Origin of the sequence: Natrialba hulunbeirensis JCM 10989 (genome assembly GCF_000337575.1) — an archaeon.
GTDB lineage: Archaea > Halobacteriota > Halobacteria > Halobacteriales > Natrialbaceae > Natrialba > Natrialba hulunbeirensis.
In genome coordinates, this window is sequence record NZ_AOIM01000034.1 from 152012 (window position 1) to 175624 (window position 23613).

Below are 23613 nucleotides of genomic sequence, written 5' to 3' on the forward strand. Positions count from 1 at the left end.
ACGATGGAGATCGTGGTCTTCGGTGCCGGTAGTCTCGGTAGTCTCGTCGGTGGCGTGCTCGCTCGAACCGATGAGCACACGGTAACACTCGTCGCCCGCGAGCCACACGCGAGAGCAATCCGTGAATCCGGACTCCGACTCGGTGGCGAGTTCGACGAGACGGTCACCCCCGACGCGACGACAGATGGCAGCAATCTCGCAGCCGACCTCGCGATCGTGACGGTCAAATCGTTCGATACTCCTGCTGCAGCTGAAACGCTCGCGACCGGCGCGTTCGACGCTGTCCTCTCGCTGCAAAACGGGATGGGGAACGAGGAGACGCTCGCCGCTGCGATCGACGCGCCGATTCTGGCGGGAACGGCGACGTATGGTGCGATTCTCCAGGAACCCGGCGTCGTCGAATGCACCGGACTTGGCGAGATCGTGCTCGGCTGGCTCGACGGCGGGTCAACCGGGAGCGATTCCAACTCGAGTACCCAGGCGACACACATCGGGGGTGCCTTCGACCGAGCGGGTCTGGAGACTGCCATCGCGGAGGATATGCCACGACGGCTATGGACGAAACTCGCGATTAACGCGGGCATCAATCCGGTAACGGCGCTTACGGGAACGACGAACGATGCGGTTTCGTCCGGTCCTGCAGCAGAGGTGGCGAGAGACGCAGCCCGTGAGACGGCACGGGTTGCAGAGGCTGCGGGGGTTTCACTTTGCGAGCGGGAGGTGGTCACGGCGATGGACCGTGTAGCGACGGGAACGGCTGCGAACACGTCGTCGATGGCCCAGGACGTTGCTGCCGGTCGACGGACTGAGATCGATTCGATCAACGGGTATGTGGTGGAGCGGGCGACGGCGCTCGAGGTCGACGTTCCGACGAATCAGATACTCACGACCCTGATTCGGACGTGGGAACGAGGTTGTGGTGTACGCACAGCGTAGCGACTGTTGGTGATTGTAGTGTGCGCACAGCGTAACGACTGTTGGTGGTCGTGGTGGTCGGTGAGATGGGATCGCTCCGACTGCGCGGGTAACCGTAGAACCGTGCTCGTCTCGTTTCTACCCAGTCGCCAGTGGTCTACGCTCTCTGTCCGTCACGATCAGTAAATCGCTGCCCGTCTCGAATCGAACAGACAAACTCACACCGAGGCGGACGGTGCGTTAGAACGGAGCTTCCGGTCCTTCGTCGGCTTCGCCGCCGTCGTCGTCGACGGTCTCGCCGGGGAAGGAGGGGCTCGTGCCACCGCCCATGTCGCCACCGCCGTCCATGCCAGTGTGGGCGTTGACCTGCTCGATCTCGGGAATTTCCTTGACCATGCGGCTCTTGATCGCCTGGATCGTCATCGGGGAGATCCCACAGCCACTGCAGGCGCCACCGAGTGCAATGGTGACCTCACCGGTCTCACGGTCGAGATCCTGAATCGCCGCGCTGCCGCCGTGCATCTGGATCTGCGGGAAGTTCCGTCGCAGGAAGTTTGCGACGCGGTCCTCGAGATCGTCTCCGCCCTGGGTTTCGGTACTCATATCTCGGCGTTAGGGACGAACCTCCCTAAACCTTCCGTCGTTTCCCGCTGGTGGTCACTGCTGTTCGGTGTGTTGCTCTTGCTCGGGCCGGTCTGGCGACTTAGGCCAGGTTGAACACGCGCTCGAGTTCGGTCTCGATCTCTCCGATGTGGATCTCGAGTACCTCCTCGAATCGGTCCTGGTCGACGACCACGCCGGTAAGCCGCTCGTATGGGTTCTCGGGGAGTTCGATGCGGAACTCGCTGTCCGCGTCGTCATCGTCACCGACGTAGAACGGCTCGCTCTCGTTCAACACCTGCTGGTCGATTGCGTGGACCAGTTCGGAGTCGTACTGGTCGTTCATCCGGTTGAACGCGTTCTTGTAGGCCTGCTGAAGTTCGGGGAAGTAGTTGGCGTACTTGTCCTCGAACGCCTCGGGATCGAACTCGCTATTCGTGTGTGCCATACTGGTGCTACGGACGAGCGCAGACAAAAGTCGGACGATCAGTCTTGCCACTCTGGATTCACTGGTAGACAGTCACGCGAACTTCACTGACAGATCGTCACGCGAACCGGTGTTGTCTGCCTCAGCTGGAAGTAGGGGGACCCTACAGAGCAGGGTGCGCTTGCAAGCCGAACCGACACCTCTCCGAGTGGCGCTATCGACAACTATGCCCCCCGATCACCATCCCATTCCATGGGAGCAACTCCCTCCGGAATGGGGACCAACTGAGCACGACGACGGCTGTTTCGCCTATCGACACCGCCGATCACCAACCGTTCTCGTCGCCGATCGAACCCCTGCCGCAAACTCCCACCCTGGATTCGGTCTCTGTTGTTACTGGGAACTGCGTTGTCGCTACTCGCTCGGTGACCGTTCGCTCTCTGAAGCGATCGCTCGCGTCTCCACGCGCAGCGCGGCCGTGGAGGGGCTACTCGAGTGCATGCATCGCGTTCACGACTCGGTCGAGCAGCCGACGGATCCGATCGAGGTGGTGAACGTACTCCGCGAGGTGTCCATGTCCGATATCGTCCCGGAGCGACGGTCAGGCTCGAAGTAAGAGTCGATCGTTGTGGATAGCCTCTCGCTGACGAAGGCAGATTTTGTATAGCACAATCTGATATATGATGCAGTGTACGATGACTTGACTTTTCGTTCACAACTGCTTTCCAGGCCAAAACCCCCCGTTTGACACTGGCGCTACTGTCAACCAGACGCATAGCGCTGGACTCGAGTTGGGAGCGGTGCGTCGCTGTGAACCGCTGCCAGCACGGGGGGGTTCGACTGTACTGCACTCGAGCCCCCTGTGTGAATTGGCTATCCAATCTGGCGAGCCAACGCTTTCGTCTACGAAACACGCCGATTCGAGCGATTGGTTCCACGGTTTTGGCCATTGTCACCGCCTTCGCAGTATCGACTGCAGTGACTGGCCAGTCTTTGTCTGCCTGAATCACAGGTCTCCCGTCGTTGTGCGTCACCACCAGCCGATCTCTTCGATCAGCTGTGGCGATGTCCAATCGTGCCAAACCAGCCGATCCACTGAATACGGCGTCACCGTCACCCGTTCTCCCTACCAGCACCCTCCATTGTGCAGACACGATTCACGTCCGATGGCTGTTCCATACTGCACCGGCTCCAGAAGTCAGTAGCGCCTTCCCCATCCAGCACTGCGTGTGCGGACTCAACTTGTGTACTCGGCTACGTGGCTACTCGAGTACCGTTGAACACGGCTGTAGCGTATCCGTACGGGCTGTTGAACGCTGGATTTCACTGTAGTGTTTGCAATCAACAGTGCAGAGCCGTAGCGAGCCGGTTGCTGTCGTCTCTCGCCCGTCACAGCAGCAGGAAATAAATCATATATTGCGATACAAAATCGGGTACTATCGCCCGCCGCGTACCAGCGGAGTGTTTATGCCACTATCGGCGGTACAGGGGATAGCTCCCGCTGGATTCCTATGACACCGCTTCCCTTTGCGATCGACTTTCACGTCCACTCGGACGACTCCTACGACGGCCACGAACCGATCGAACTGATTCTCGAGCACGCAGCGGACATCGGTCTCGACGGGGTCGTCATTACGGACCACGATGAGATCGGCGAATCACTCCGTGCGGCGGCGTTAGCACCGGAGTACGGACTCATCGGTATCCCAGGCGTCGAGGTATCGACGCGTCACGGCCACCTCCTCGCGGTTGGTGTTGAAGAGCGACCAGATCCCGGGCAGCCGTTCATGGACACCGTTGAGACGATTCGCGAACTCGGTGGAATCACGATCGTCCCGCATCCGTTCCAGCGTAGCCGTCACGGCGTCCGAAAACGCCATATCGAGGATGCAGACGCGATCGAGACGTACAACTCGATGCTCTTTACGGGGTATCGCAATCGTCGGGCGCGGACGTTCGCCCGCCGCCGCGAGTATCCAGAGATCGGGGCGAGCGACGCACACTACCTCCCCAACGTCGGCAAGGCGTACACTGAGATTCTCGTTACGCCGAAACCGGCCGGTAGCACGCCTTCGAAGGCAGAGATCAGCGGCGACGACCTCGTCGACGCGATACTCGAGGGACGAACTCAGATTCGCGGGAAACGAACGCCGGTCCACAAGAGTTCGGTTCAGTACGCGAAGGGTGGGGTCCGTAAGTCGGCCTACATGCTGACCTCGCGTGCACCGCTCGTGCCGACGATGCCGGCGTCGATGAACCGGTCACGATAGTTGTTCGTCGACAATCACGATATTGCCGTCACCGCTCACGATAGCTGCTCGCCGACGAGTTCGTCCGCGTGCTCGATAAAGTCCGCCTCGTTCCCTTTCGGGACGGTCGCACCGGCCGCTACGTCGTGCCCGCCGCCGTCACCGCCGACGGCGCGTGAAGCCTGTCCCATCACGGCGGAGAGGTCGAGCCCCTTCCGAACCAGACCGTGCGTGCCGCGAGCGGAGACTTTGACCTCCTGATTCTGGTCGTCCGTCGAGTCCGGGTCCGCGCCCGCTCCCACGTCGTCGTCCGACTTGTCTGCGAACGCGATGATCGGCTTCGAGCGACTGATCCCCTCGTTGCCCATCGCCATGCCGGCCACGATGCCGACGATCGTCTCGCGGATTCGATCCTCCGCGTGGAACCACTGGAGGTTGTCCGTATGCGTCACGCCCTCTTCGGTCACGAGATCGATCCCGTTCGAGAGGTTGCGCCGGTGGTTTCGCAACAGCGTGCGGGCCTGCTCGAGTGCCTCCCCGCGATCACCGAGACAGACCGCCAGGCCAACGTCGGCACGTTCGTAGCGCGCGGTCGCGTTGAGCAGCGTCGAAAACTCGCTGGCGTCGCGCAGTTCGGTACCCACGGGTTCGTCGCTCAGGACGTACGCGGTGCCGACGAGTCGGTCGATCTTCCCCGCCGGTACCCCGCGGGAGACGGCCCGCTTGACGAGCGCGCTCGCAACGGTCTGTTTCTCTTCGGCGGTTAGTTCCGCCCAGCGGCGCCACTCGCCAGCGTCGTCGCCGTTGCTGTCACCACCCCCGTCCGCCGGCCGGCGCAACTCGAGTGGCAACTCGTCCAGAAACGAAAGCACCCCACGTTCGCTGCCGGAGATGCCCGGGATGCGAACGTCGGTGGCGTACTCGAGTAGCTTCGGGAGCGGGCGGGTCTGCTTGCCGTAGAGGGCGAGGTCGGTGCTGGGTTCGACGACGCCGGCGTCGACGCCCTCGGCGACGATTTGTTCGTTCGCGCCGTGGAGTTCGCCGTCGGAGTCTTGCATGTCGCCGACGGCACCGACGATGGCGAGGGCGGCGAGGTCGCGATTGTCGGCGCGGGCTGCGGTTACACTGCCGCCGTCGGGGATGACTGTCTCGTCCGAAACCTCGGCGAGCGCCCGTGCAAGGACGTAACTCGCGCCAGCACCCGAAAGCTCGGACGCGCCGTTGATGCCGAACAGGAGCGGGTTGAGATGGTAATCCGTCTCCGCGTCGGCGGGCTGGTGGTGGTCCGCGATGACCGGCGTAAACGCGCCGTCCGCTTCGTGGACGCTGATCTCGTCGAGCTGGCCGCTCCCGAAGTCAGTAAAGAGGACGGTCTCGTACTCGGTCGCTGCAATAGCCTCGATCGCCGCCGCGTCGAGCTGTTTTTCGAAAACGGTCTCGAACGGAATGCCCGCGCGTTCGAGCGCCTGGCTCGCGATGGCGGCGCTCGTCAGTCCGTCGGCGTCGATGTGAGAGGCGAGCAATACGCGCTCTGCCTCACAGAGTTTCTGTGCGCACTCGAGTGCGCGGTCCTCGAGTTCGGGGATTGGGCCAGCCATCGCGGTATCGTTGGATCGGCTTCCCGAATAAAGGTGCGGATCAGGCACAGGTCGTGAGTGGGGGTGGCTGGTCGGACGTTCGTACCGGTGCCTGCCTCTCACTCGATGACGTACAGTTCCTATCGAGACGCGTGCGTTCTACGGACTCCGCCGTTAGAGAGGACGTTCGGAAGGTCCCAGATCTCAGGGTGTGTTATCTGACAGAACGGCACCTATTACCACGACACAAGATCCCAAAAATCAGTTGAGGGTAATATATCCAAGAAGTGTCGCTGTTGTTATAACGATCCCAGCTAGAATCATCCCGAACGAAAATGTTGGCGGTTCTATACCGCTCAGATGCGAGTCAATCATCAATAAGCCACCGACCAGGGATATATGCATTCCAACAACACTGATGTGTGTTTTTCCCATAGGGGAGTGTTACTAAATACGATCTAAAATTTTGCCATTAGTCGTTGATGATACGGCTTCGTAATTCAAACTGAGGTGTGATACTCGCAGCGGGTACAGGGGAAACAATTGCTGCAGCGACCATCGAACTGTCACTAACGGGTCGCTGATCACAGATACTGTGTGGCTCGCAACCGTTAGGAGAGTACGTCGACCGTCTCTCGGGCCAGTGCGTCGAACGTCGCCTCGCTCGCGACGAGGTCGACGTCGATGCCGAACTCGGCGGCGGTCTCCCGGGTCGGCTCGCCGATGACGCCGACGGTCGCGTCTTCGAGTCCCGCCAGCGCGTCCGCTCGAACGTCGCGCTCGGCGGCCGCCTCGAAGAAGTGTTCGACGGTCAGCGACGAGGTGAAGCAGGCCGCGTCGAGGTCGCCTGCGGCGGCGCGCTCGGCTGACTCGCCGCTCCCCTCGGGTCTGACGAGTCGGTAGAGCACCGTCTCGTGGACGTACGCGCCAGCGGCTTCGAAGCCGTCGAGTAAGACGGGGCTGCCGTGGTCGCTGCGGGCGACCTCGACCCGCACGCCATCGAGATCCGACTCGAGTTCGGCGACGAGACCGCTTGAGGTGTACTCGTCGGGCACGATGTCGACTTCGTAGCCCGCAGCGCGGATCGCGTCGGCGGTCTTGGGGCCGATCGCACAGACGGTGGCCTCGCCGGGCTTCCAGTCCGTCTCCGCGACGAGTTCGACGCCCGTCTTGCTCGTGAGGACGACGTAATCCGCATCCGTTCGGGGGACGGCATCGGTCGGTTCGACGGCGAGCATCGGGTCCGGAACCGCCGTCGCACCAAGCGAGTCGAGCAGTTCGACCGCATCCGCGAGGCGTTCGTCGTCGGGGCGGAAGACGGCGACGGAGAGGTCGCGCATGGGTTAGCGTTCCTCCTCGCTCTCTTTGGTCGCTTCGGTTGCCTCGTTCGCTTCGTTCGCCAGAAACTCGAGTACCCCCTCGCGCGTCCCGGCAACGTCACCGATGACGGTGACCGCGGGCGGCGAAATCTCGTGCTCGTCGCGCACGTCGACGATGGACTCGAGTGTCCCCGTCGCGACCTGCTGGCCGGGCCAGGTGCCGCGTTCGATGAGCGCGACCGGCGTCTCGGGGGTCATTCCGGCCTCGCGCAGGGCCTGCGTGTAGTCCGGGAGTCGACCGACGCCCATCAGGACGACGATGGTGCCACCGGTGGCGGCGAGGGCGTCCCAGTCGACGGCGGATTCGTCCTTCGTCGGGTCCTCGTGGCCGGTGACGAACGAGACCGAGGAGGCGTGGTCGCGGTGGGTGACCGGAATCCCGGCCACCGCGGGGGCGGCGATGGCGGAGGTGACGGCGGGGACGACCTCGAACAGGACCCCATGATCCGCCAGGTACTCCGCCTCCTCGCCGCCGCGGCCGAAGACGAACGAGTCGCCGCCCTTCAGCCGGACGACGCTCTTGCCCTCGCGGGCGAGTTCGACCAGCCGCTCGTTGATCTCCGACTGGGGCGTGCGCTCGCCGCCGGCGCGTTTGCCGACGTCCTCGCGTCGGTCGTCCGGTAGCTGATCGATGATCTCTGGCCCCGGGAGTTTGTCGTGGAGCACGACGTCGGCGGACTCGAGTAGCCGCGTCGCTTTGACGGTGAGCAGGTCGGGGTCGCCGGGGCCGCTGCCGACGAGATAGACGGTACCAGGCTCGGGAGCGCTCATCTATTTGCCCTCCGGCTGGTCCTCCTGGCTTGGCTCGGACTCGCTCTCGGTTTCCTTGCGCGCGTTTTCGATTAGTTCTGCAGCGCCGCGGTCGGCGAGGTCCTGTGCGAACTCGCGGGCGGCCGTCGCGTGGTCCTCGACCGGAAGGTCCCGCGTCGCCGCGACGGATTCCTCGCCGTCGCGGTCGAAGACGCTGACCGCCGCGTGGACGTACTCGCCCTGGATGATGGCGTAGATGCCGATCGGGGCGATGCAGCCGCCGCCGAGTTCGGCCAGTACGGTGCGCTCGACGGTGGTCTCGACACGGCTGCGTGGGTGGTCGATCGCGGACTGGATCTCCGTGGCGGTCTCGTCGTCCGTTGCGGTGACGGCGAGTGCGCCCTGTCCCGGTGCGGGGACGAACGTTCCGGTGGGGAGCTCCTGTGCGTCGACGTAGTGGTCGAGACCGCTGCGCTCCAGCCCTGCCTGTGCGAGGACGATAGCGTCGTACTCCGTTTCGATCTCGCGGCCGAGGGCCTGCTTTTCGAGTTCCGAGAGCCCGTCGAACCACTCGTCGACGGTCTGGTCGAACTCGGGCTCGAAGTCCTCATTACCGGTTTCTCCCTTCCGCTCTTTGTCGGCCTCGCTGCGCTCCTCGTGTTCGGCCTGCAGCGACGGCGCGAGGAGCTTCTCGAGTCGGGTGTCGACGTTCCCGCGCAGTGGCTCGACGGTGAGGTCGGATCGCTCGGACAGAAGCTGTGCACGCCGACGGAGACTCGAGGTGCCGACGGTCGCGCCCTGCGGAAGCTCCTCGAGTGTCGCCCCGTCGGGCGTGACCAGGTAGTCACCGGGGCGGCCACGTTCCGGTACGGCCGCGGTGACGAGGTCGTCGGGCTGTTCAGTCGGCATGTCCTTCATCGAGTGAATTGCGCCGTCGAGGTCGCCCTCGAGTACCCGTTCGTCGAGTTCGCGGACGAAGGCACCCGTCTTGCCGAGCCGATGGATGAGTTCGTCTCGGATCTGGTCGCCTGTGGTCTCGACGGTGACGAGTTCGACCTCGTACCGGTGGTTCTCCAGGGCCTCCTTGACGAGTGTGGCCTGCCGCCGGGCGAGAGTGGATCCCCGTGTCGCCAGTCGCAACGTCCCACGCGTTTTCATAGAAGGTAGTCCTCGCCTGAGGTATGAAAAGCGCACGCTTGTCGCCCGACTCGCTTGGTACTCGAGTACGACCCGATCACAGGGCTCGATCAGTCAGTACTGCAGTTCATTGAATGGCTAACAATGAACATGGGTGTTACACTCTATCAATATTTGTGGCCAACATATTCGGGGAGTGGTTTATGCGACTTACGTGGCAACCTGAACGCGATGACAGACACCCTGTACGACCGACTCGGTGGAGAGGACGCGATCGGTGCCGTCGTCGACGAGTTCTACGACCGTGTCGTGGCCGACGAACAGGTCGCACACTTCTTCGACGACGTGGACATGCAGAAACAGCGCGCCCACCAGACCCAGTTCATCAGTTCGGTCGCGGGGGGACCGGTCGAGTACTCAGGCGGCGAGATGGAAGCCGTACACGACGGCATGGGGATTGACCACGACGAGTTCGATGCGATCGCGACCCACCTCAACGATGCGCTGATCGAGTTCGATGTCGGTGACGACGACCGCGAGGCGGTTCTCGAGGCGATCGAGAGCTACCGGAAGCCGATCGTCGTCGCAGCGGACTGACTCTCCAGTTCTGTTCGATCTCTATCGGCTCACTCGTCGCCGAGCCCGATCTCTCGCCGTCGCTTTCGCAGGTAGTACCCCGCGACGAGCGGCTGCAACGGCGCAATCGAGAGGCTCAGGAACGCGAGTCCCAGATAGACGCCCGGATTCGGCCGCCACGAGTTCGACTGAGTACAGACGTAGGCCGCATCCTGGTGGATCGCCACCGGAAACGCACCGACGGCGATCGCACCCGCGAGCCCGATCGCAGCGGCAACGACGCCCGGAATCGCGAGCAGGAACGCCACAATCGCGGCGACGAGGCCACCAATTGTTGTCACCAGTGTGGCCGCGACCACGAGCCACCAGCCCGACCAGCCCGCCGGCGTCCCGAAGCGCCTGTGTCGGCGCGCGAGGTAGACGACGCCCGCTACCGGTGCCCAGACGAGCGCGAAGAGTCCGTTGAGCCACGGGTGTGGCCGCCAGTTCCCACTGGCCTTCGGCTGTTCGCGAACCCGTTTCGCATCCAGCACGAGCGCTACCGCGAGTGCCAGCGTCAACACCGTGTAGCCAAACGTCCCGACGAGAAAGAGCCCGAAGTCGAGTCCCGGGACGGGGTACTCGAGTTCCTGGAGCACGCCGACGACACCGACGCCGATCACGGGTGGAAAGAGATACAGGAGGCGCTCGACGACCCGTGCCCAGTCGAGTCCGGCTACGATCGACAACACCTGCGAGAGCGAACGATGTCCGGCCTCATAACAGTTCGTCGTTTCATCTGGTCGCGGCCGGTTTTGAGGGGGCCGACGCTACAGCGCGTGTTTGTACGCCTCGAGCGTCTCCTCGACGTCGGCCTCGGTGTGGCCGTAGCTGACGAACTGGCACTCGAACTGGTTCTGTGAGAGGAAGACCTCCTGCGCTTTCATCTGGCCCCAGAAGACACGCCGCCAGCGGTCCGTTTCGGCGTTCTTCACGTCGGCCGCGTTTTTGGGTGCCTCGCCGTCGCGCGTGAAGATCACCTTGAACATGCTGTCGGTGCCCGCGACGGTGTACTCGGGGGCCTGATCGGCGACGATGTCGGCGAGTCCCGAACGCAACTGGTCGCCCAGCGCGTTGACGTGGTCGTAGACGTTGTTCGCCGCGGCGAACTGGAGCGTCTCGAGTCCGGCCGCCATCGTGACGGGGTGGCCGGAGAAGGTGCCGGCCTGGAAGACGGGGCCGGAGGGGGCCAGTTGCTCCATAATCTCTGCGCGACCGCCGAGTGCGCCGACGGGGAAGCCGCCGCCGATAATCTTGCCGAACGTCGTCAGGTCGGGCGTTACGCCGAACTCGCTCTGGGCGCAGCCGAGGCCGCCGACGCGGAAGCCGGTGATCACTTCGTCGAAGATGAGCAGGGAACCGTGTTCGTCAGTGATCTCCCGCAAGAAGTCGTGGTAGCCGTCGTCGGGGTCGACGATACCGTAGTTGGCGAGGATCGGCTCGGTCATGACGGCGGCGATGTCGTCGCCGTGTTTCTCGAACGCCTCGCGGACGGCGTCCTCGTCGTTGAACGGCACCGGAATCGTGTGCTCGGCGACCGACTGCGGGACGCCGGCCGAAGAGGGGGCGACGCTCTCTACGTCGCCCTCGACCAGCGTCGAGTCCTGAGCGCCGTGGTAGCCGCCCTGGTTGACGATGATCTTGTTTCGGCCGGTGTAGCCGCGGGCGAGGCGGACGGCCGAGGTAGTCGCTTCGGTACCGGAGTTGACGAACCGGATCTTCTCGACGCTTGGAACGTGGCGGACGACGAACTCGGCGAGGTCGACCTCGATTTCGGTCGGCGTACCGTACATCGGTCCCTCGCTGGCGTTCTGCTGGATGCCGGCCTGGACGGGTTCGGGGAGGTTGTGGCCGAGCAGCAGCGGGCCGAGACCCATTACCCAGTCGATGTAGCGGTTGCCGTCGGCGTCGATGACGTGGCCGCGGTCGCCCTTCTGGACGAAGAACGGGTAGGGCTCGATCGCGGCGCGGACGGCGGAGTTTACGCCGCCGGGCATCACCGAGAGCGCTCGATCGTACAGCGCGCGCGAGTTGTCGTCGTTCATGCGCGGGCCTAGGGAACGGGACGGCAAAGTAGTACCGAGGTTCGCCTGCGATCTGTCCGGTGGGCGTTGGTGTCTGCCGAGCCCATCAGCCTCGACAGTGTCACCGCAAGTGGCTGGCTCAGCGCCCCTTCCGCTCAGACTGGCGCCGTCGAATCGTCTGGGCCACCTGCTCGTAGTCCGGAACGCCCTGCAGCTGCAGATCACCACCCATGCCGAAGCCGCTCGGCGTCACCGTGTGCGAAACCGTGATCGTGCCGTACCCACGACTGCGGCTGAACGATGTCGTCTTTGTCTGGAACCCGCTCACGTCTTCGACCCACGTTTCGTTCGTCGTTCTGGTCGTCATTCCGGCCACGACGATAATGCGCCGGTCGGTGACGAGATACCGCTGGTAGGTTCGCTGGTACCAGACGTAGCCTGCGATCAGGACGCCGGGAACGAGCGCCAGTATTCCAAGTGCGAGCTCGGCGACGCTGAGAAGGAGCCCCAGGCCGACGAACATGCCCGCAAGCGTGAGAGAGCCAGTCCATCCCCACCACGTCGGCCGCGTGTCGACCAGCACAGTTTCGTCGTCGAGAAGGAACGACTCGTCATCCGAACTGGTTCCCGTCTTCGCTTGTGCTCCAGGGTCTGCTTCGCTTCCCTTTCGCTCCGTTTCGTCGTACTCCACCGTCGATTGGTTTCCCCGCTGACTCATTCATCAGCTATCTTCGAGAGCGGTGTGATAAATATGGGTCATCTCTGGAGACAATCCATCTCTCTGATACGCAGACTGAGGCGGGGTCGCGGTGGTATCCAGGCGCGGAACCACGGACGAGACGCTGCCGATCAGACCGCCTCAGTTCCCGTCTTTCCGGTGCGAACCTGGTAGGCGTCTGCGACCGGAAGGACGAAAATCTTCCCGTCGCCTGGTTCGCCCGTGTTCGCGGCGTCGGCAATCGCGTCGACGACCTCGTCCGCCGGAATATCGGCGACGGCGCACTCGATTTTGACCTTCTGGTGGAGGTCGACAGTGTACTCCTCGCCGCGCCACTGCCCCCGCTTTGCGGGCTGGGAACCGCGTCCAGAGACGTTGGTGACCGTCAGCGATGGCGCACCGACCTCGGCCAGCGACTGCTTGACTGCACCGAGGCGGTCCGGGCGGATGATCGCCGTGACCAACTCGATCTCACTCCCGTCGGTCGTTCCCCCATCGGAACGCAGGGACGGGTCACCGCCATCCGTGCGAGTGATCGAACTCGAGTGCCCGCCGTCTGCAGCGACATCGGGTTGGCCGAACTCCGGGTAGGTGTCGACGCCGTGTTCGGCGAGGTCGAGACCGTCGCGTTCGTGGTCGGGGGTGACGCGAGCCTGACCGATCAGCTTGAACGCGCCCCAGACGGCTGCAGTCGCCACGACGGTCCAGATCGTGATGGCTGCAACGCCGAGGATCTGTGGTGCGAACGCGCTGGCTTCGATCGAGAGGATGCCACCGGAGACGAGTCCGCCGCCGATGACCGTTCCCTCGACGGACCACAGCGGGTAGATGAGCAGTCCGAGCATACCCGCAGTCCCGTGAACGGGGAAGACCGCACAGACGTCGTCGATCTTGAGTTTCTCGTCGACGAGTTTGAAGACGAGCGGAAGCTGTGCGCCGGCGAGGAAGCCGATCGCGATCGCCCCAACGGGCGTGATGAGGTCCGTCGGACCGGTGACGCCGACGAGGCCGGCGAGCATCCCGTTCGCGACGTACAGCGTGTCGACCTTTCCGTTCATCGCCAGGGAGACGGTCGACGCGCCGAGTGCGCCGAGTCCCATACCGAGCGCGGTCACGATTGCGACTCGTCCGACGATGGCGAAGTCACCGAGGACGAACTCGCCCGTGTCGATCACCAGTGCAGCCGTTCCGACGTTGAAGCCGAACCAGCCGAAACAGAGGATCAACGTCCCCAGCACGGCGAACGTCAGCGAGTGGCCGGGAATGATGTTGACGCTGCCGTCGTCGCCGTACTTGTCCATCCGTGCGCCGATGATCCAGGCTGCGGTGAGTCCTGCGACGCCGCCGACGCCGTGGACGACCATCCCGCCCGCGAAGTCGGCGAAGCCGAGACTGTCGAGTATCGGCGCGTCAGCGCCGGGTGCGTACCAGACCATCGCCGCGACCACCGGGTAGATGACCGCTGCGAGCAGGAAGGTGTAGGCCACGTAGGCGCGGAGTTTTGCACGGCCCGCCACCGCACCGGACACGATCGTCGCGGCCGTCATCGCGAACACCGCGCTGAACAGCAACTCGGCCATCTCGACGCTCGGATCGAGTCCGAACTGCGTCAGCGGACTCGAGCCGCTGCCGCCGCCGAGTATCGTCCCGACGTTGTTCGCGATTCCCATCCCGATGACGACGAACACGAGAATACCGACCGCCCAGGTCAGCATGTTCTTCGTCAACTGGTTCGCGACGTTCTTCGACCGGACCTGTCCCGCTTCGAGCATCGCGAACCCGGCGTGCATGAAGAAGATCAGGAAGGTGACCGTCAGCATCCACACCAGGTTCAACCCCGTCGCGAGCGACTCGAGGTCGCCCATCTCGGCTTGCAACACGACCGATTCAACCATTACGCACGCACCTCAGTTCCGTTCGAACGGATCACTCTAACCGGACACTGTAGACAATCGTCCACTATTCTTCCATCTCCACTGCAGTTCGTGTTCCAAATCACGTTCGACTGGGATGTAACAGTAGAATATAAGGCTACGCGTTGTTGTTCGTCAAGTATCCTGCCCTATTAGGTTAGATCGTCAAACTCTAGAGTCAATATAATGTGTATTAGGTTTCCGATGTCCGCAGTTTGGCGCGGATTCGCGCTACAACTGGGCGTTTAGGTACCACTTCACACAGTGGCTGTGGCAAGTACTACCGGTCACCGCCCAGCAAACCGTCGATCAGTGTCGTGCGCGGCGTCTTTCGGTCAGTTTCAGTGATCGTCTCCCCTGTGACTGGACGTTCATCAACTCCCCTTCTGATTCCGGTCCGCTCCAGGTGCACACCACCGCAGAACACACTCCGGCTGGGAGACTCAGTGCAGTCGTCCCGCAACGTCTTCGGCGAAGTAGGTCAGAATCAGATCCGCTCCCGCCCGCTTGATCGAGAGCAGGGACTCGAGTGCGACCTCCTCTAAGTCGAGCCAGCCCTTCTCGGCGGCGGCGTGGAGCATGGCGTACTCGCCGGAGACGTTGTAGGCGGCGACGGGGTGGTCGAACTCCTGGCGGATGTCGCGGACGATGTCCAGGTAGGGAAGGGCGGGTTTGACCATGAGTACGTCTGCGCCCGCTTCGGCGTCGAGGCGGACTTCGCGCAGCGCTTCGCGCGAGTTCGCGGGGTCCATCTGGTAGTGGCGGCGGTTGCCGAAGGCGGGTGCGCCGTCGGCGGCGTCCCGGAACGGGCCGTAGAACGCGCTCTCGTACTTCGCGGCGTAGCTCATGATGGGGACGTCGTGGAACCCTTCGTCGTCCAGTCCGTCGCGGATCGCGCCGACCATGCCGTCGGTCATGCTGCTCGGCGCGACCATGTCCGCGCCCGCGTTGGCGTGAGAGACCGCCGTCCGCCGGAGTGAGGTGAGGGTGGCGTCGTTGTCGACGGTCAGCGAGGGGGCTGGCATTTCGGAGTCGTCCTCACGGAGTTCCGGCTCGAGTGTGCCGCAGTGGCCGTGTTCGGTGTACTCACAGAGACAGACGTCGGTAATCACGTAGGCGTCCGTCTCGGCGGTGATTCGTCGGGTTGCCTCCTGAATCACGCCGTCGTCGGCCCAGGCGCGTGTTCCCGTCGCGTCCTTGGATTCGGGGATGCCAAAGAGCATGACGGCTTCGACGCCGGTCTCGAGTACTTCCTTAACGCGCGCGACGCTGTCTTCGATCGGGACGCGCTCGTGGCCGGGCATCGACTCGATTGGTTGGCGCGTCGTCGCCGTCGCGTCGATGAACACCGGCGCGATGAGATCCGCCGGCTCCAGGCTCGTTTCGCTGACGAGCCCGCGTATCCGGTCTTGCCGGAGCCGACGCGGACGGTGTGTAAGATCCATACCGGCGTTACTGACGGCATATGCAAAAGCGGTGCGTTCACGATCCGTCTCGTTCGGTGAAAGATCAGTTTTAGCTAGCGGCTCACTTATACTATTTCTCCAACACGTCCCTGTATGGACCGCCGCCGCTGCCATCGCTCTCGCCGCCGCTTCCTCCAGACCGCTGCTGGTGGACTGGCCCTTCTTGCAGGCTGTGCCGATCTCGGACAGACGGACGACGAGCCGGACCGTGATCCTGCACAGGTTGGTTCGAACCCGGATGTGAATGCGGACGCGGATAACGACGTAACCATCGGGTGGCCAACTGCGGATGTGACCGTCGTCGACTTCGAAACGGCACCGCTGACCGCTGTCGTCACTGGCAGCGTTCGAACCGAAGACGGCCTCGGTGCGACACTCGATTTCGACTCGCCAGCGACCGCCTCGTCGCCGGCGACGCTTTCGGGCGTGATCGCCAACCACCGCAACTACGAGCAGACGTTCGATCCGACTCGGCTCGTCGTGCTCAACGATCCGGCTGCGAGTCGGTCGTCCGGCGACGCAACCGACACAGCCTACCTCGTCCCGACGGCGGAGCACCCACTCGCCGAGACGGTGGTACCGTCCAGCCGAGACGACGATGGCCGCTGGCGGGTCGACACCGTCCACGGTGACTGGTATCCAGAGACGCTCACGCTCGAACCCGAGCAGCGACTCGAGTGCGAGTATCACCTGCTTGGCCACCACGAGCGAGTGTCACAGCCAATCGAGGCCGGTCGGTACGAGTTCGGCGCTCAGGATCGCGGATTCGCGATCGCCGTCTGGCCGACCGACGCGCCGGGGCCCGACGGTGACTCGCAGTTTTCGGGGACGGACGTGCCGGCGCTTCCCGAGTCAGTCGACGAGGAGGGAGCCGAACCCGCCGACCTCAGCTGGTATCACGAGGCGACCCCGGAAACGCCGGTGTATCTCGAGCCGGACCAGGAAGCGGTCACCGCACCGGCGCGGATCGAATTCAATCTCGTCAATCACAGCGACGAGTACCTGTCGGGGAATCCCCATCAGTGGCGGCTGTCCAAACTCGTCGCCGGCGAGTGGTACCGGATCGCACCTGATATCACCCCGGACCCGCTGTCGTGGGTCGCGCCGGGCACCGTCACGACGTCGACGCTCGACCTCTACGACGGCCGGCCGATCGACCGTGATCGGTCCCGAACGGTCGGCTACCTCGGCGGCGGTCGCTACGCCTACTCCGTCGGCTACAGCGTTGACGGTGAAACCCACGCCGCCCTGTTCGATCTCGACGCACCGCCTCTCGCGGTGGAGCCGGAGCCGGACGCCACCGTTGACGACACTGGAAACGGAACCGCGGCTGACCGCGTCGTCCGTCTGCCGAATTACGAGGACGCCCGCCGCCCCGCGACGGTCACGATTACTCGAGTCGATTCCCATTCTCCCTCCGACGCCGACGCCAGTACCGATACTGACACTGACACCGGCACCACCGACGCCGACACCGATACCGACATCGGCATCGACATCGATGCCCACCTCATCCCCGAACAACTCCCGCGCCGTCGATTCCGGAGTTTCCGAAACACACTCCCGCTCTTCGATGACGACAGTATCGACCGCGTCGTCCTCGAAACGGATCGCGGAACAGCGCTCGGCTGGTTCGGCTACGAGGAGGCCACGCGAACGGTTTCTTACAAGGAGGCCGTGTTCGAGGTGGCGGGTGCACTCGAGTCCGACTGAAATCCATTCGTCCCCTGCTCCCACTCGTTTCGACTCGCTCAGACAACTGACTCGACACCCTCGAACGCCGCAGCGATACGGTCCTGGATGTGAGTTCTGTCTCCGTCTTCGTCTTCAGCACCGTCACCACCCACCGACAACACCAGCGCCACCTTCAACCGCGCCTTCCACGCCGGTAAATCACCACCCGAAATCGCACCCGCCTCACGGAGCGTCTGCCCACCACCCGGCCCACCGTACAGCCCCGCCGTCGCGCCCGCGTAACACCGCGAGGTCAACACCACCGGGAGGCCGTCATCGATAGCCGACTCGAGTACACTCCCCAACTCACCGGTCGCGTTCCCGAGCCCGGTGCCGGCGAGGACGATGGCGTCGGGAGCGGCGGTGGACTCGAGTGCCTGCGCGAGCTGTCGGCCGTCGGCACCCATCGCGTTCGTTACGATGTCGACGCGGATGTCGGGGTCGATTCGCGCGCCGGCGTCCGGAATGGCCGACGTGTCGCTGTAGCTGCGCGGTTCGCGAAACGTTCGGAGGCCGTTGGGGGTCAGTTCGGCCACCGGCCCCGCGCCGGGTGAGGCGAACGTCTCGAGTTTGCTCGTGTGGGATTTGACGACCCAGCGGGCGGCGTGGACGGTGTCGTTGAACGCGAGGTAGCTGCCGGTCTGGAATCGGTCGTCGACGGCGGCGCGGACTGCGGTGAGCAGGTTCGCGGGGCCGTCGGTTCCCTCCTGGTCGAACGGGCGCTGTGCGCCGGTGAAGACGACCGGCACGTCGGCGGTGGTGACGAGATCGAGGTAGTACGCCGATTCGGCCATCGTATCGGTGCCGTGAGTGACGACGACGCCGGCGACGCCCTCGTCGGCCGCGCGTTCGGCGGCGTCGACGATGTCGGTCGCGTTCTCGACTGTCATCTGGAAGCCGGAGCGCTGGCAGACCGTGTCGACGTCGAGGCTGGCGTACTCGGTGAGTTCCGGGACGGCGTTAACGAGGTCCTCGCCGGACACCGACGGGGTCTTGCCACTTGTGTCGTCGTCATCGCCCGTGCTCGCGATGGTACCGCCGGTGCTGATGACTCTGACGTGTGGCTGTGACGACGATGCGGACGCCGACGACGGTGCCGAATTCGGTGGTGACATATCCGTGTGCTCGGCTTCCAGGGAGAAGGATCTTCCCGCCGTCGGGGACGACAGCCGTCGTTGACGCGGATTCGGCCTGTAGCCGTTCGATTCCGGGACGACGGCTGCCGGGATCAATACCCTCATCTGTCAGCGTCGGTGACGAACGGGTGAACGATCAGAACGACGATGGCGAGGCATTCGATGAGACGGAGACCGATACGGAGACGGCTCGCTGGTGGCGAATGAGACGCTGGCGATACAGCGAGACAGTTCTCGCGCTGTGTACACTCGCGTTCTTCGCGACGATGGTCGGCCGGCTGGCAATCAGCCCGGTGTTGCCGCTGATCACCGAGGACTTCGGCGTCACCAACTCGGTCGTCGGCGTCGCGATGACTGGGATGTGGATGGCCTACTTCCTCTCGCAGTATCCGAGCGGGATCTTTGCGGACCGCTACGGCGAGCGGCCGATCATCCTGATTGCCGTCGGCGGGACGGCAGTGACGAGTCTCTTTCTCGCACTGTCGCCCGTCTTCGCAGTGTTCGTCTTTGGTACGGTTGCACTGGGTGCCGTCGCCGGTCTCCACTACAGTGTCGCGACGACACTGTTGACCCGGACCTACGACGAGATCGGGGCCGCGATCGGGATTCACAACAGCGGCGGTCCCGCTGCGGGTCTCGTTGCACCGCCGATCGCCGGCTGGGTTGGTGTTACCTACGGCTGGCGAGCGGCCGTCGCGATCGCCGTTCCTATCGCGATTCTCGTCTACGTGCTGTTCTCTCGGTTTATCGACCCGACAGCGCCTCGCAGACCGAACCAGCCCATGCAAGAGCGCGTCGATGTCGGCGCGATCACGGACCTCCTCTCGCGGCCGAAGATCGCGTTCCCGATCTGTCTCGCCATCGCCGCGGCGTTCGTCTGGCAGGCGACCTCGACCTTCCTCCCCACGTTCCTGACCGAACACCGGGAGCAGTCGACCGAACTCGCGGCCGTCGTCTTCGCGAGTTACTTCGTCGTACAGGCGATCACACAGGTCGGTGTGGGTGCCGTTTCGGACCGCGTCGGTCGTGACTTTGCGACGGCTGGCTGTCTGCTCCTCGCGGGCATCGGCTTCGTGATTTTCGTCACTGTTCCTGGATTCGAGGCCGTCGTCATCGGAGTAGTACTGGTTGGGACCGGCCTCGGTTGGGGAGCAGCCCTGCTCCCGCGGTTCATGGACGTCCTCTCGGACGCAGAACGCGGTGCCGGATTCGGTCTTATTCGTACCGTGTACGGCTTTATCGGTGCGCTCGGCTCGGTCGCGACCGGGTTATTCGCCGACCTTTTCGGGTGGGGCGTCGCGTTTCTCGTATTAGCTGGCCTTCTGGGGCTCGGTTTCTGTGCGATTCTCATCAACTGGCTGTTCTCGCTTGGCTACTGACTGTGTCAACTTTTGCCGACCGTTCGTTCGACTAATACTGACCGTTGGCGTGTCTGCTAGCCGTTCTCTCGGAGTACAGCGAGTCCGTACATTTAAGTCCTCACCTGCCGTTTTTATCTGTTAGCAATGGCCATAGATCCACAGTTCCACGAAAACCGCGAGCAGGTCGACGAACACGAGGGCCACGTCGTCTGGGGTCCCGTCGACGAACCCGAAGAACTCGGGATCCACGGCACCCATGTCGCCGTCGATTTCGACCTCTGTATCGCCGACGGTGCCTGTCTCGAGGACTGTCCCGTCGACGTCTTCGAATGGGTTGAGACTCCCGGTCACCCCGAGAGTGAGGAGAAAGCAGACCCCACCCACGAAGCCCAGTGTATCGACTGCATGCTCTGTGTCGACGTCTGTCCGGTCGACGCGATCGACGTCGACGCCGGACGAACGGCCTGATTCTGCTGTCTCTGTCTATTCCGCGCGATCGACGTCGACTTTCTCTTTGAGGTTCTCGAGTCCGTCGGCTTCCGCGAGCTCCTGTAAGCGCTCGCGGAAGTGTTCCTCACAGAGACCGACTTTGAGGCCGTCCGACTCCGCGGCGAAGGCGGCCTCGCGGTCACAGTAGTGACAGTTCATGTGCAGCCGTTGGTGCCACGAGGCATTGAACCCTCCGCTCCCGGCTAGTCCGTCTGTCTTTCTGCGATCAGACCCAACCGGTCGAATTCGTCCTTCGACAGTCCTGCAACGCCGAGTTCGTCCTCGTGGGCGTCGGTGCCGCCGGTCGCGAGCAGGTCGTCTCGCTCGATCGCTCGCTCTACCGGTTCGAGATCGACCGCTCGCCCGTAGGGATACGCGAGTTCGACCGCATCGAGATCTGCTGCGTGTGCTAGCGCGTGCTCCGGATCCGGATACCGAAGCGGATGGGCTAGCGACACGAGCTGTGCGGCCTCGCCGAGAATCCGTCGGCCCTTCTCGAACGACGGAATCTCGCGTGCGACGAAACAGGGGCCGTCGTTTCCGATGAGCTGATCGAAGGCGTCCTCGTAGTCGTACTCGGTTTCCGGATGCGCATCGATCGCGCGGGCGACGTGCGGGCGGCCGAAGCCGTCTGTGACGGTGACGCCGAGGTCGATCCCCAGTTCGTCCTCGACGTTGTCGACGATCGCCTGCCCGCGTTCGATACGGTTCTTCTGAATCCCAGTCGTCAGGGACTCGAGTTCGGCCGTCGGTTCGATCCCATACGCGAGAAGATCGACGCGCTGACTCGGGGTGTCGCCGTCGCCCTGAATTTCGACGCGGAGTTCGATACCGTTGACGAGAGTGATCCCATCGCGCTCCTGGATGGGATCGTCGAACGGCTGGAGTCGGTCGTGGTCGGTGATCGCGACGACGCTGACGTCTGCACGGGCGGCCGCGTCGGGGACGGCCTCGAGTTCGAGGCTGCCGTCCGATCGCGTCGTGTGGACGTGAAGATCGGCGTAGGGCATTGGTCTGGCTCATCCGAGCAGTTCCGTCGATAAAGGCGTTTTCAGTGGCGATGATGGGTATCGCCGGCCGCTTCACGGATGATGCGCACGCCAGTTGAACCCATTCTAGCGATATTAGGTCTTGGGTGAGGCTAGTAATCCATTATGGACAATGTTTATAATTATCGTTCACGCACGATAGGGTGTAATGCTTCCAACTGGCACCGCCGAGGTCATCGACGACCACGAGTACCCCGCAACGACCGAGGAACTGATCGAGGACTGTGGCGACCGCACCCTCGAACTCCCGAACGGCTCCGAGACGGTCGGCGACGTACTCGCGCGTCTCGAATCCGAAACGTTCGAATCGGCGGACGACGCACAGCTCGCCGTCTACTCCGCGGTGAGCAACAAGGCCGTTGGCCGCGTCGGCTACAGCGACCGCGATCCAACACCGGTCGGTAGCCCGTACTCGCCGGACGCGGTTTCCTTCTAAGTCGGCCTGTTCGATTCTCTTATCGGCTGTTGAGAAACTACTCGAACAACTACTCGAGCAACGAAGAGAGTCATCGACCGCGCACGGAGCAGTCGTTCAATCGTTCAGCCGCCGAGTATTTCAGCCATTCAGCCGTCGAGTACCTCAGCCATTCAGCCGTCCAGTACTCCAGCCGTTCAGTAATCAGCCCAGAAACTCGATCGCCTCGGCCAGCTCGAGTGGCACCGATCCTTTCTGGTACCCTTCGACCCGGCCGTTCGGGCGCGCGCGATAGACGACGGCGGGACGGTGTCGCACGTCGGGCCGTTCGCCGCGAACGGCAGCCCAGGCGTCGTCACGGAAACTCGAACAGTCGACGAAGAGCACTGCGCCGCCGCCGTGTTCGGCGAGTTGGCCGTTCGTCTTCGTCTCGGCGGTATCGCGGACAGCGGCGACGGGCCCGTCTGCGGCCCGGTTTGTCGGCGGCTGCGGGCGGGTAACCTCGACGAGGACGTTCGTCTCGGCGTCTTCGGCACGGAAGTCGAGCGAGTGACCCGTCGTCACCTCGATTTCGGGCGTCACGTCGTAGCCCGCGTCGGTGAGGATTTTTGCGGCGATGAACTCGCCGAGTGCGGCGCTCATGCGAACTCGGTCGACGTGGTTGCTGGTGCCGAGTTTACCCGACATGTCGTGTCGGTACTCGTCGAGCACGCCGGTTTTGAGAAAGTCCTCGAAGAAGCGCGTCGTCTCCCGGCGGCTCGCGTCGGGGAAGCCGGCGGCGTGTTGGCGGAAGAACGCGCGCGTCGATTCGCGGCCGTCTTTGGACATGAAGACCGGCAGGAAGTACCACGAGAGGTGCGGATAGTCGGCGAGCCACGGGTCCTCCTCGTGCAGCGTCGCGAGGAGTTCACGCTGGGCCCAGCGCGCGACGTGATACGGAACCTCGCGCCAGCCGTACTTGTCCGTCCGCCAGAGCGAGGACGGCGTTTCCGTGTTGCCCATCCAGTAGGCCTCGTCGTCAGTACGCGCAAAGAGGGCGATATCGCCGTTTTGCATCTCGAAGCGGTGTGTCTCCCAGTCTGCGCCGATGTCGAACTGCGGCGTCACTGCACGAGCACCGATATTCGATCGGAGCGGCTGGAGTATCTTCTGTCGAACTCGCTGCTCGCTCCAGGACGTGGGCGAATAGCGAAAGCGAAGCGGCCGTGCCACGGGCGTCCTACGGTCCGGCCGGCCATACGTTTTGCGAGACAACTCCTCATGCTGCCGGACAGACGTCAGTGGGAAGTCAGTTGCAAAACCGGATCGTCACCTTCGGAGACGGCCATAGTAGCGCGTCCACCCTTCGCATAGTTCTGTCCGACAGTATCACTCGTCGTGACTGCCTTCGAATATGAACGACCGTTACATTGATATGCGAATCGTGCCTACTATGTGTATACTTGCCATGTCAATGGGTGCCTATGACGAAGACGAACACGAACGCCGCGAAGAACAAGCGTCTCGAGTCGACGCCGACTTCGATGACGAGCGGACGATATATCACGGCCGCGTAGAGTACGATTCGGGCGACTCCGCGGAGGACCTCCTCGACCAGTTCGAGCAGATCAAGTCGGACTAGTGTCGACTCCCTCCCTTCTGCAGTCCATCAGGACGAGT

At 63.4% G+C, this 23613-nt stretch carries 25 protein-coding genes; 9 read left to right on the plus strand and 16 right to left on the minus strand.

What is annotated here, in order from left to right; translation table 11 throughout:
- The first annotated feature begins 3 nt into the window (after nt 1–3).
- A complete protein-coding gene (locus C483_RS11135; RefSeq protein ID WP_006653462.1) occupies nt 4–936 on the plus strand; it encodes a ketopantoate reductase family protein in 933 nt (310 codons plus the stop codon).
- 219 nt (nt 937–1155) lie between these two features.
- Here the strand turns inward: C483_RS11135 and C483_RS11140 are convergent, their stop codons facing one another.
- Together C483_RS11140 and C483_RS11145 are read right to left on the minus strand one after the other, a co-directional pair.
- Nucleotides 1156–1518: a NifU family protein gene (locus tag C483_RS11140; RefSeq protein WP_006653463.1), complete on the minus strand. Its 363-nt coding sequence runs from the start codon at nt 1516–1518 to the stop codon at nt 1156–1158.
- 100 nt (nt 1519–1618) lie between these two features.
- Nucleotides 1619–1963: a DUF5783 family protein gene (locus tag C483_RS11145; protein WP_006653464.1), complete on the minus strand. Its 345-nt coding sequence runs from the start codon at nt 1961–1963 to the stop codon at nt 1619–1621.
- Nucleotides 1964–2168: 205 nt separating this feature from the next.
- Between C483_RS11145 and C483_RS11150 the strand changes: the two genes are divergently transcribed.
- Nucleotides 2169–2558: a hypothetical protein gene (locus C483_RS11150; protein WP_049912589.1), complete on the plus strand. Its 390-nt coding sequence runs from the start codon at nt 2169–2171 to the stop codon at nt 2556–2558.
- 895 nt (nt 2559–3453) lie between these two features.
- A complete protein-coding gene (locus C483_RS11155; protein WP_006653466.1) occupies nt 3454–4212 on the plus strand; it encodes a PHP-associated domain-containing protein in 759 nt (252 codons plus the stop codon).
- Between the two features lie 35 nt (nt 4213–4247).
- Here C483_RS11155 and C483_RS11160 read toward each other — a convergent pair whose 3' ends face one another.
- The 5 genes from C483_RS11160 to hemC all read right to left on the minus strand — a co-directional run bounded on the left by C483_RS11160 (nt 4248) and on the right by hemC (nt 9055).
- A complete protein-coding gene (locus C483_RS11160; protein ID WP_006653467.1) occupies nt 4248–5789 on the minus strand; it encodes a DHH family phosphoesterase in 1542 nt (513 codons plus the stop codon).
- A gap of 240 nt (nt 5790–6029) precedes the next feature.
- Nucleotides 6030–6203: a hypothetical protein gene (locus tag C483_RS20450; protein WP_169331425.1), complete on the minus strand. Its 174-nt coding sequence runs from the start codon at nt 6201–6203 to the stop codon at nt 6030–6032.
- Between the two features lie 176 nt (nt 6204–6379).
- The gene (locus C483_RS11165; protein WP_006653468.1) at nt 6380–7108 is read right to left on the minus strand and encodes a uroporphyrinogen-III synthase; all 729 of its coding nucleotides are present in this window, start codon (nt 7106–7108) and stop codon (nt 6380–6382) included.
- A gap of 3 nt (nt 7109–7111) precedes the next feature.
- Nucleotides 7112–7918, minus strand: coding sequence for a uroporphyrinogen-III C-methyltransferase (gene cobA, locus C483_RS11170; protein WP_006653469.1), 807 nt, complete (start codon nt 7916–7918; stop codon nt 7112–7114).
- Nucleotides 7919–9055: a hydroxymethylbilane synthase gene (gene hemC, locus C483_RS11175; protein ID WP_006653470.1), complete on the minus strand. Its 1137-nt coding sequence runs from the start codon at nt 9053–9055 to the stop codon at nt 7919–7921.
- A 210-nt stretch (nt 9056–9265) separates the two neighbouring features.
- Between hemC and C483_RS11180 the strand changes: the two genes are divergently transcribed.
- On the plus strand, nt 9266–9631 hold the full coding sequence (locus C483_RS11180; protein WP_006653471.1) for a group I truncated hemoglobin: 366 nt from the start codon (nt 9266–9268) through the stop codon (nt 9629–9631).
- Nucleotides 9632–9660: 29 nt separating this feature from the next.
- On the opposite strand, the gene C483_RS11185 is transcribed toward C483_RS11180, so the two are convergent.
- The 5 genes from C483_RS11185 to hemB all read right to left on the minus strand — a co-directional run bounded on the left by C483_RS11185 (nt 9661) and on the right by hemB (nt 15749).
- The gene (locus C483_RS11185; RefSeq protein WP_006653472.1) at nt 9661–10341 is read right to left on the minus strand and encodes a hypothetical protein; all 681 of its coding nucleotides are present in this window, start codon (nt 10339–10341) and stop codon (nt 9661–9663) included.
- A 78-nt stretch (nt 10342–10419) separates the two neighbouring features.
- A complete protein-coding gene (gene hemL / locus C483_RS11190) occupies nt 10420–11694 on the minus strand; it encodes a glutamate-1-semialdehyde 2,1-aminomutase (protein ID WP_006653473.1) in 1275 nt (424 codons plus the stop codon).
- Between the two features lie 118 nt (nt 11695–11812).
- Nucleotides 11813–12391: a PH domain-containing protein gene (locus C483_RS11195; RefSeq protein WP_049912591.1), complete on the minus strand. Its 579-nt coding sequence runs from the start codon at nt 12389–12391 to the stop codon at nt 11813–11815.
- 131 nt (nt 12392–12522) lie between these two features.
- Nucleotides 12523–14286: an ammonium transporter gene (locus C483_RS11200; RefSeq protein ID WP_006653475.1), complete on the minus strand. Its 1764-nt coding sequence runs from the start codon at nt 14284–14286 to the stop codon at nt 12523–12525.
- Between the two features lie 461 nt (nt 14287–14747).
- The gene (gene hemB / locus C483_RS11205; RefSeq protein ID WP_006653476.1) at nt 14748–15749 is read right to left on the minus strand and encodes a porphobilinogen synthase; all 1002 of its coding nucleotides are present in this window, start codon (nt 15747–15749) and stop codon (nt 14748–14750) included.
- A 114-nt stretch (nt 15750–15863) separates the two neighbouring features.
- Here hemB and C483_RS20625 point away from each other — a divergent pair, with 114 nt between their 5' ends.
- Nucleotides 15864–17483 carry a hypothetical protein gene (locus C483_RS20625; protein ID WP_006653477.1) on the plus strand — a complete coding sequence of 540 codons (1620 nt, stop codon included), beginning with the start codon at nt 15864–15866 and terminating at the stop codon, nt 17481–17483.
- Between the two features lie 38 nt (nt 17484–17521).
- Here C483_RS20625 and C483_RS11215 read toward each other — a convergent pair whose 3' ends face one another.
- On the minus strand, nt 17522–18619 hold the full coding sequence (locus C483_RS11215) for an asparaginase (protein WP_006653478.1): 1098 nt from the start codon (nt 18617–18619) through the stop codon (nt 17522–17524).
- Between the two features lie 149 nt (nt 18620–18768).
- On the opposite strand from C483_RS11215, the gene C483_RS11220 reads away from it, so the two are divergent.
- Nucleotides 18769–20019, plus strand: a complete 1251-nt coding sequence (locus C483_RS11220) for an MFS transporter (RefSeq protein WP_006653479.1) — start codon at nt 18769–18771, stop codon at nt 20017–20019.
- A gap of 126 nt (nt 20020–20145) precedes the next feature.
- Nucleotides 20146–20469, plus strand: coding sequence for a 4Fe-4S dicluster domain-containing protein (locus tag C483_RS11225; protein ID WP_006165595.1), 324 nt, complete (start codon nt 20146–20148; stop codon nt 20467–20469).
- Between the two features lie 15 nt (nt 20470–20484).
- Here C483_RS11225 and C483_RS20455 read toward each other — a convergent pair whose 3' ends face one another.
- Together C483_RS20455 and C483_RS11230 are read right to left on the minus strand one after the other, a co-directional pair.
- On the minus strand, nt 20485–20649 hold the full coding sequence (locus C483_RS20455; protein WP_006110911.1) for a DUF6757 family protein: 165 nt from the start codon (nt 20647–20649) through the stop codon (nt 20485–20487).
- Nucleotides 20650–20693: 44 nt separating this feature from the next.
- Nucleotides 20694–21500 carry a PHP domain-containing protein gene (locus C483_RS11230; RefSeq protein ID WP_006653480.1) on the minus strand — a complete coding sequence of 269 codons (807 nt, stop codon included), beginning with the start codon at nt 21498–21500 and terminating at the stop codon, nt 20694–20696.
- Nucleotides 21501–21687: 187 nt separating this feature from the next.
- Here C483_RS11230 and C483_RS11235 point away from each other — a divergent pair, with 187 nt between their 5' ends.
- Nucleotides 21688–21975 (plus strand): DUF5789 family protein, encoded by a 288-nt coding sequence (locus C483_RS11235; protein WP_004267430.1) that lies wholly within the window; start codon nt 21688–21690, stop codon nt 21973–21975.
- 183 nt (nt 21976–22158) lie between these two features.
- Here C483_RS11235 and C483_RS11240 read toward each other — a convergent pair whose 3' ends face one another.
- Entirely contained in the window at nt 22159–23166 is a 1008-nt protein-coding gene (locus C483_RS11240; RefSeq protein ID WP_049912593.1) for a DUF5784 family protein, read from the minus strand.
- Between the two features lie 235 nt (nt 23167–23401).
- On the opposite strand from C483_RS11240, the gene C483_RS19980 reads away from it, so the two are divergent.
- Complete coding sequence (locus C483_RS19980) at nt 23402–23575, plus strand: DUF5786 family protein (RefSeq protein WP_004267428.1); 174 nt, start codon at nt 23402–23404, stop codon at nt 23573–23575.
- The last annotated feature ends 38 nt before the right edge of the window (nt 23576–23613 follow it).

What these genes read in the sequence shown, in the direction of transcription:
- C483_RS11160 (WP_006653467.1), bottom strand. Translation starts at nt 5,789, where the DNA reads ATGGCTGGCCCAATCCCCGAACTCGAGGACCGCGCACTCGAGTGCGCA.
- hemB (WP_006653476.1), bottom strand. Translation starts at nt 15,749, where the DNA reads ATGGATCTTACACACCGTCCGCGTCGGCTCCGGCAAGACCGGATACGC.
- hemC (WP_006653470.1), bottom strand. Translation starts at nt 9,055, where the DNA reads ATGAAAACGCGTGGGACGTTGCGACTGGCGACACGGGGATCCACTCTC.
- C483_RS11200 (WP_006653475.1), bottom strand. Translation starts at nt 14,286, where the DNA reads ATGGTTGAATCGGTCGTGTTGCAAGCCGAGATGGGCGACCTCGAGTCG.
- C483_RS11165 (WP_006653468.1), bottom strand. Translation starts at nt 7,108, where the DNA reads ATGCGCGACCTCTCCGTCGCCGTCTTCCGCCCCGACGACGAACGCCTC.
- C483_RS11215 (WP_006653478.1), bottom strand. Translation starts at nt 18,619, where the DNA reads ATGTCACCACCGAATTCGGCACCGTCGTCGGCGTCCGCATCGTCGTCA.
- C483_RS11155 (WP_006653466.1), top strand. Translation starts at nt 3,454, where the DNA reads ATGACACCGCTTCCCTTTGCGATCGACTTTCACGTCCACTCGGACGAC.
- C483_RS11140 (WP_006653463.1), bottom strand. Translation starts at nt 1,518, where the DNA reads ATGAGTACCGAAACCCAGGGCGGAGACGATCTCGAGGACCGCGTCGCA.
- C483_RS11145 (WP_006653464.1), bottom strand. Translation starts at nt 1,963, where the DNA reads ATGGCACACACGAATAGCGAGTTCGATCCCGAGGCGTTCGAGGACAAG.
- C483_RS20625 (WP_006653477.1), top strand. Translation starts at nt 15,864, where the DNA reads ATGGACCGCCGCCGCTGCCATCGCTCTCGCCGCCGCTTCCTCCAGACC.
- C483_RS11225 (WP_006165595.1), top strand. Translation starts at nt 20,146, where the DNA reads ATGGCCATAGATCCACAGTTCCACGAAAACCGCGAGCAGGTCGACGAA.
- hemL (WP_006653473.1), bottom strand. Translation starts at nt 11,694, where the DNA reads ATGAACGACGACAACTCGCGCGCGCTGTACGATCGAGCGCTCTCGGTG.
- C483_RS11230 (WP_006653480.1), bottom strand. Translation starts at nt 21,500, where the DNA reads ATGCCCTACGCCGATCTTCACGTCCACACGACGCGATCGGACGGCAGC.
- C483_RS11235 (WP_004267430.1), top strand. Translation starts at nt 21,688, where the DNA reads ATGCTTCCAACTGGCACCGCCGAGGTCATCGACGACCACGAGTACCCC.
- C483_RS19980 (WP_004267428.1), top strand. Translation starts at nt 23,402, where the DNA reads ATGTCAATGGGTGCCTATGACGAAGACGAACACGAACGCCGCGAAGAA.
- C483_RS11135 (WP_006653462.1), top strand. Translation starts at nt 4, where the DNA reads ATGGAGATCGTGGTCTTCGGTGCCGGTAGTCTCGGTAGTCTCGTCGGT.
- C483_RS20455 (WP_006110911.1), bottom strand. Translation starts at nt 20,649, where the DNA reads ATGAACTGTCACTACTGTGACCGCGAGGCCGCCTTCGCCGCGGAGTCG.
- C483_RS11180 (WP_006653471.1), top strand. Translation starts at nt 9,266, where the DNA reads ATGACAGACACCCTGTACGACCGACTCGGTGGAGAGGACGCGATCGGT.
- C483_RS20450 (WP_169331425.1), bottom strand. Translation starts at nt 6,203, where the DNA reads ATGGGAAAAACACACATCAGTGTTGTTGGAATGCATATATCCCTGGTC.
- C483_RS11150 (WP_049912589.1), top strand. Translation starts at nt 2,169, where the DNA reads ATGCCCCCCGATCACCATCCCATTCCATGGGAGCAACTCCCTCCGGAA.
- C483_RS11195 (WP_049912591.1), bottom strand. Translation starts at nt 12,391, where the DNA reads ATGAGTCAGCGGGGAAACCAATCGACGGTGGAGTACGACGAAACGGAG.
- cobA (WP_006653469.1), bottom strand. Translation starts at nt 7,918, where the DNA reads ATGAGCGCTCCCGAGCCTGGTACCGTCTATCTCGTCGGCAGCGGCCCC.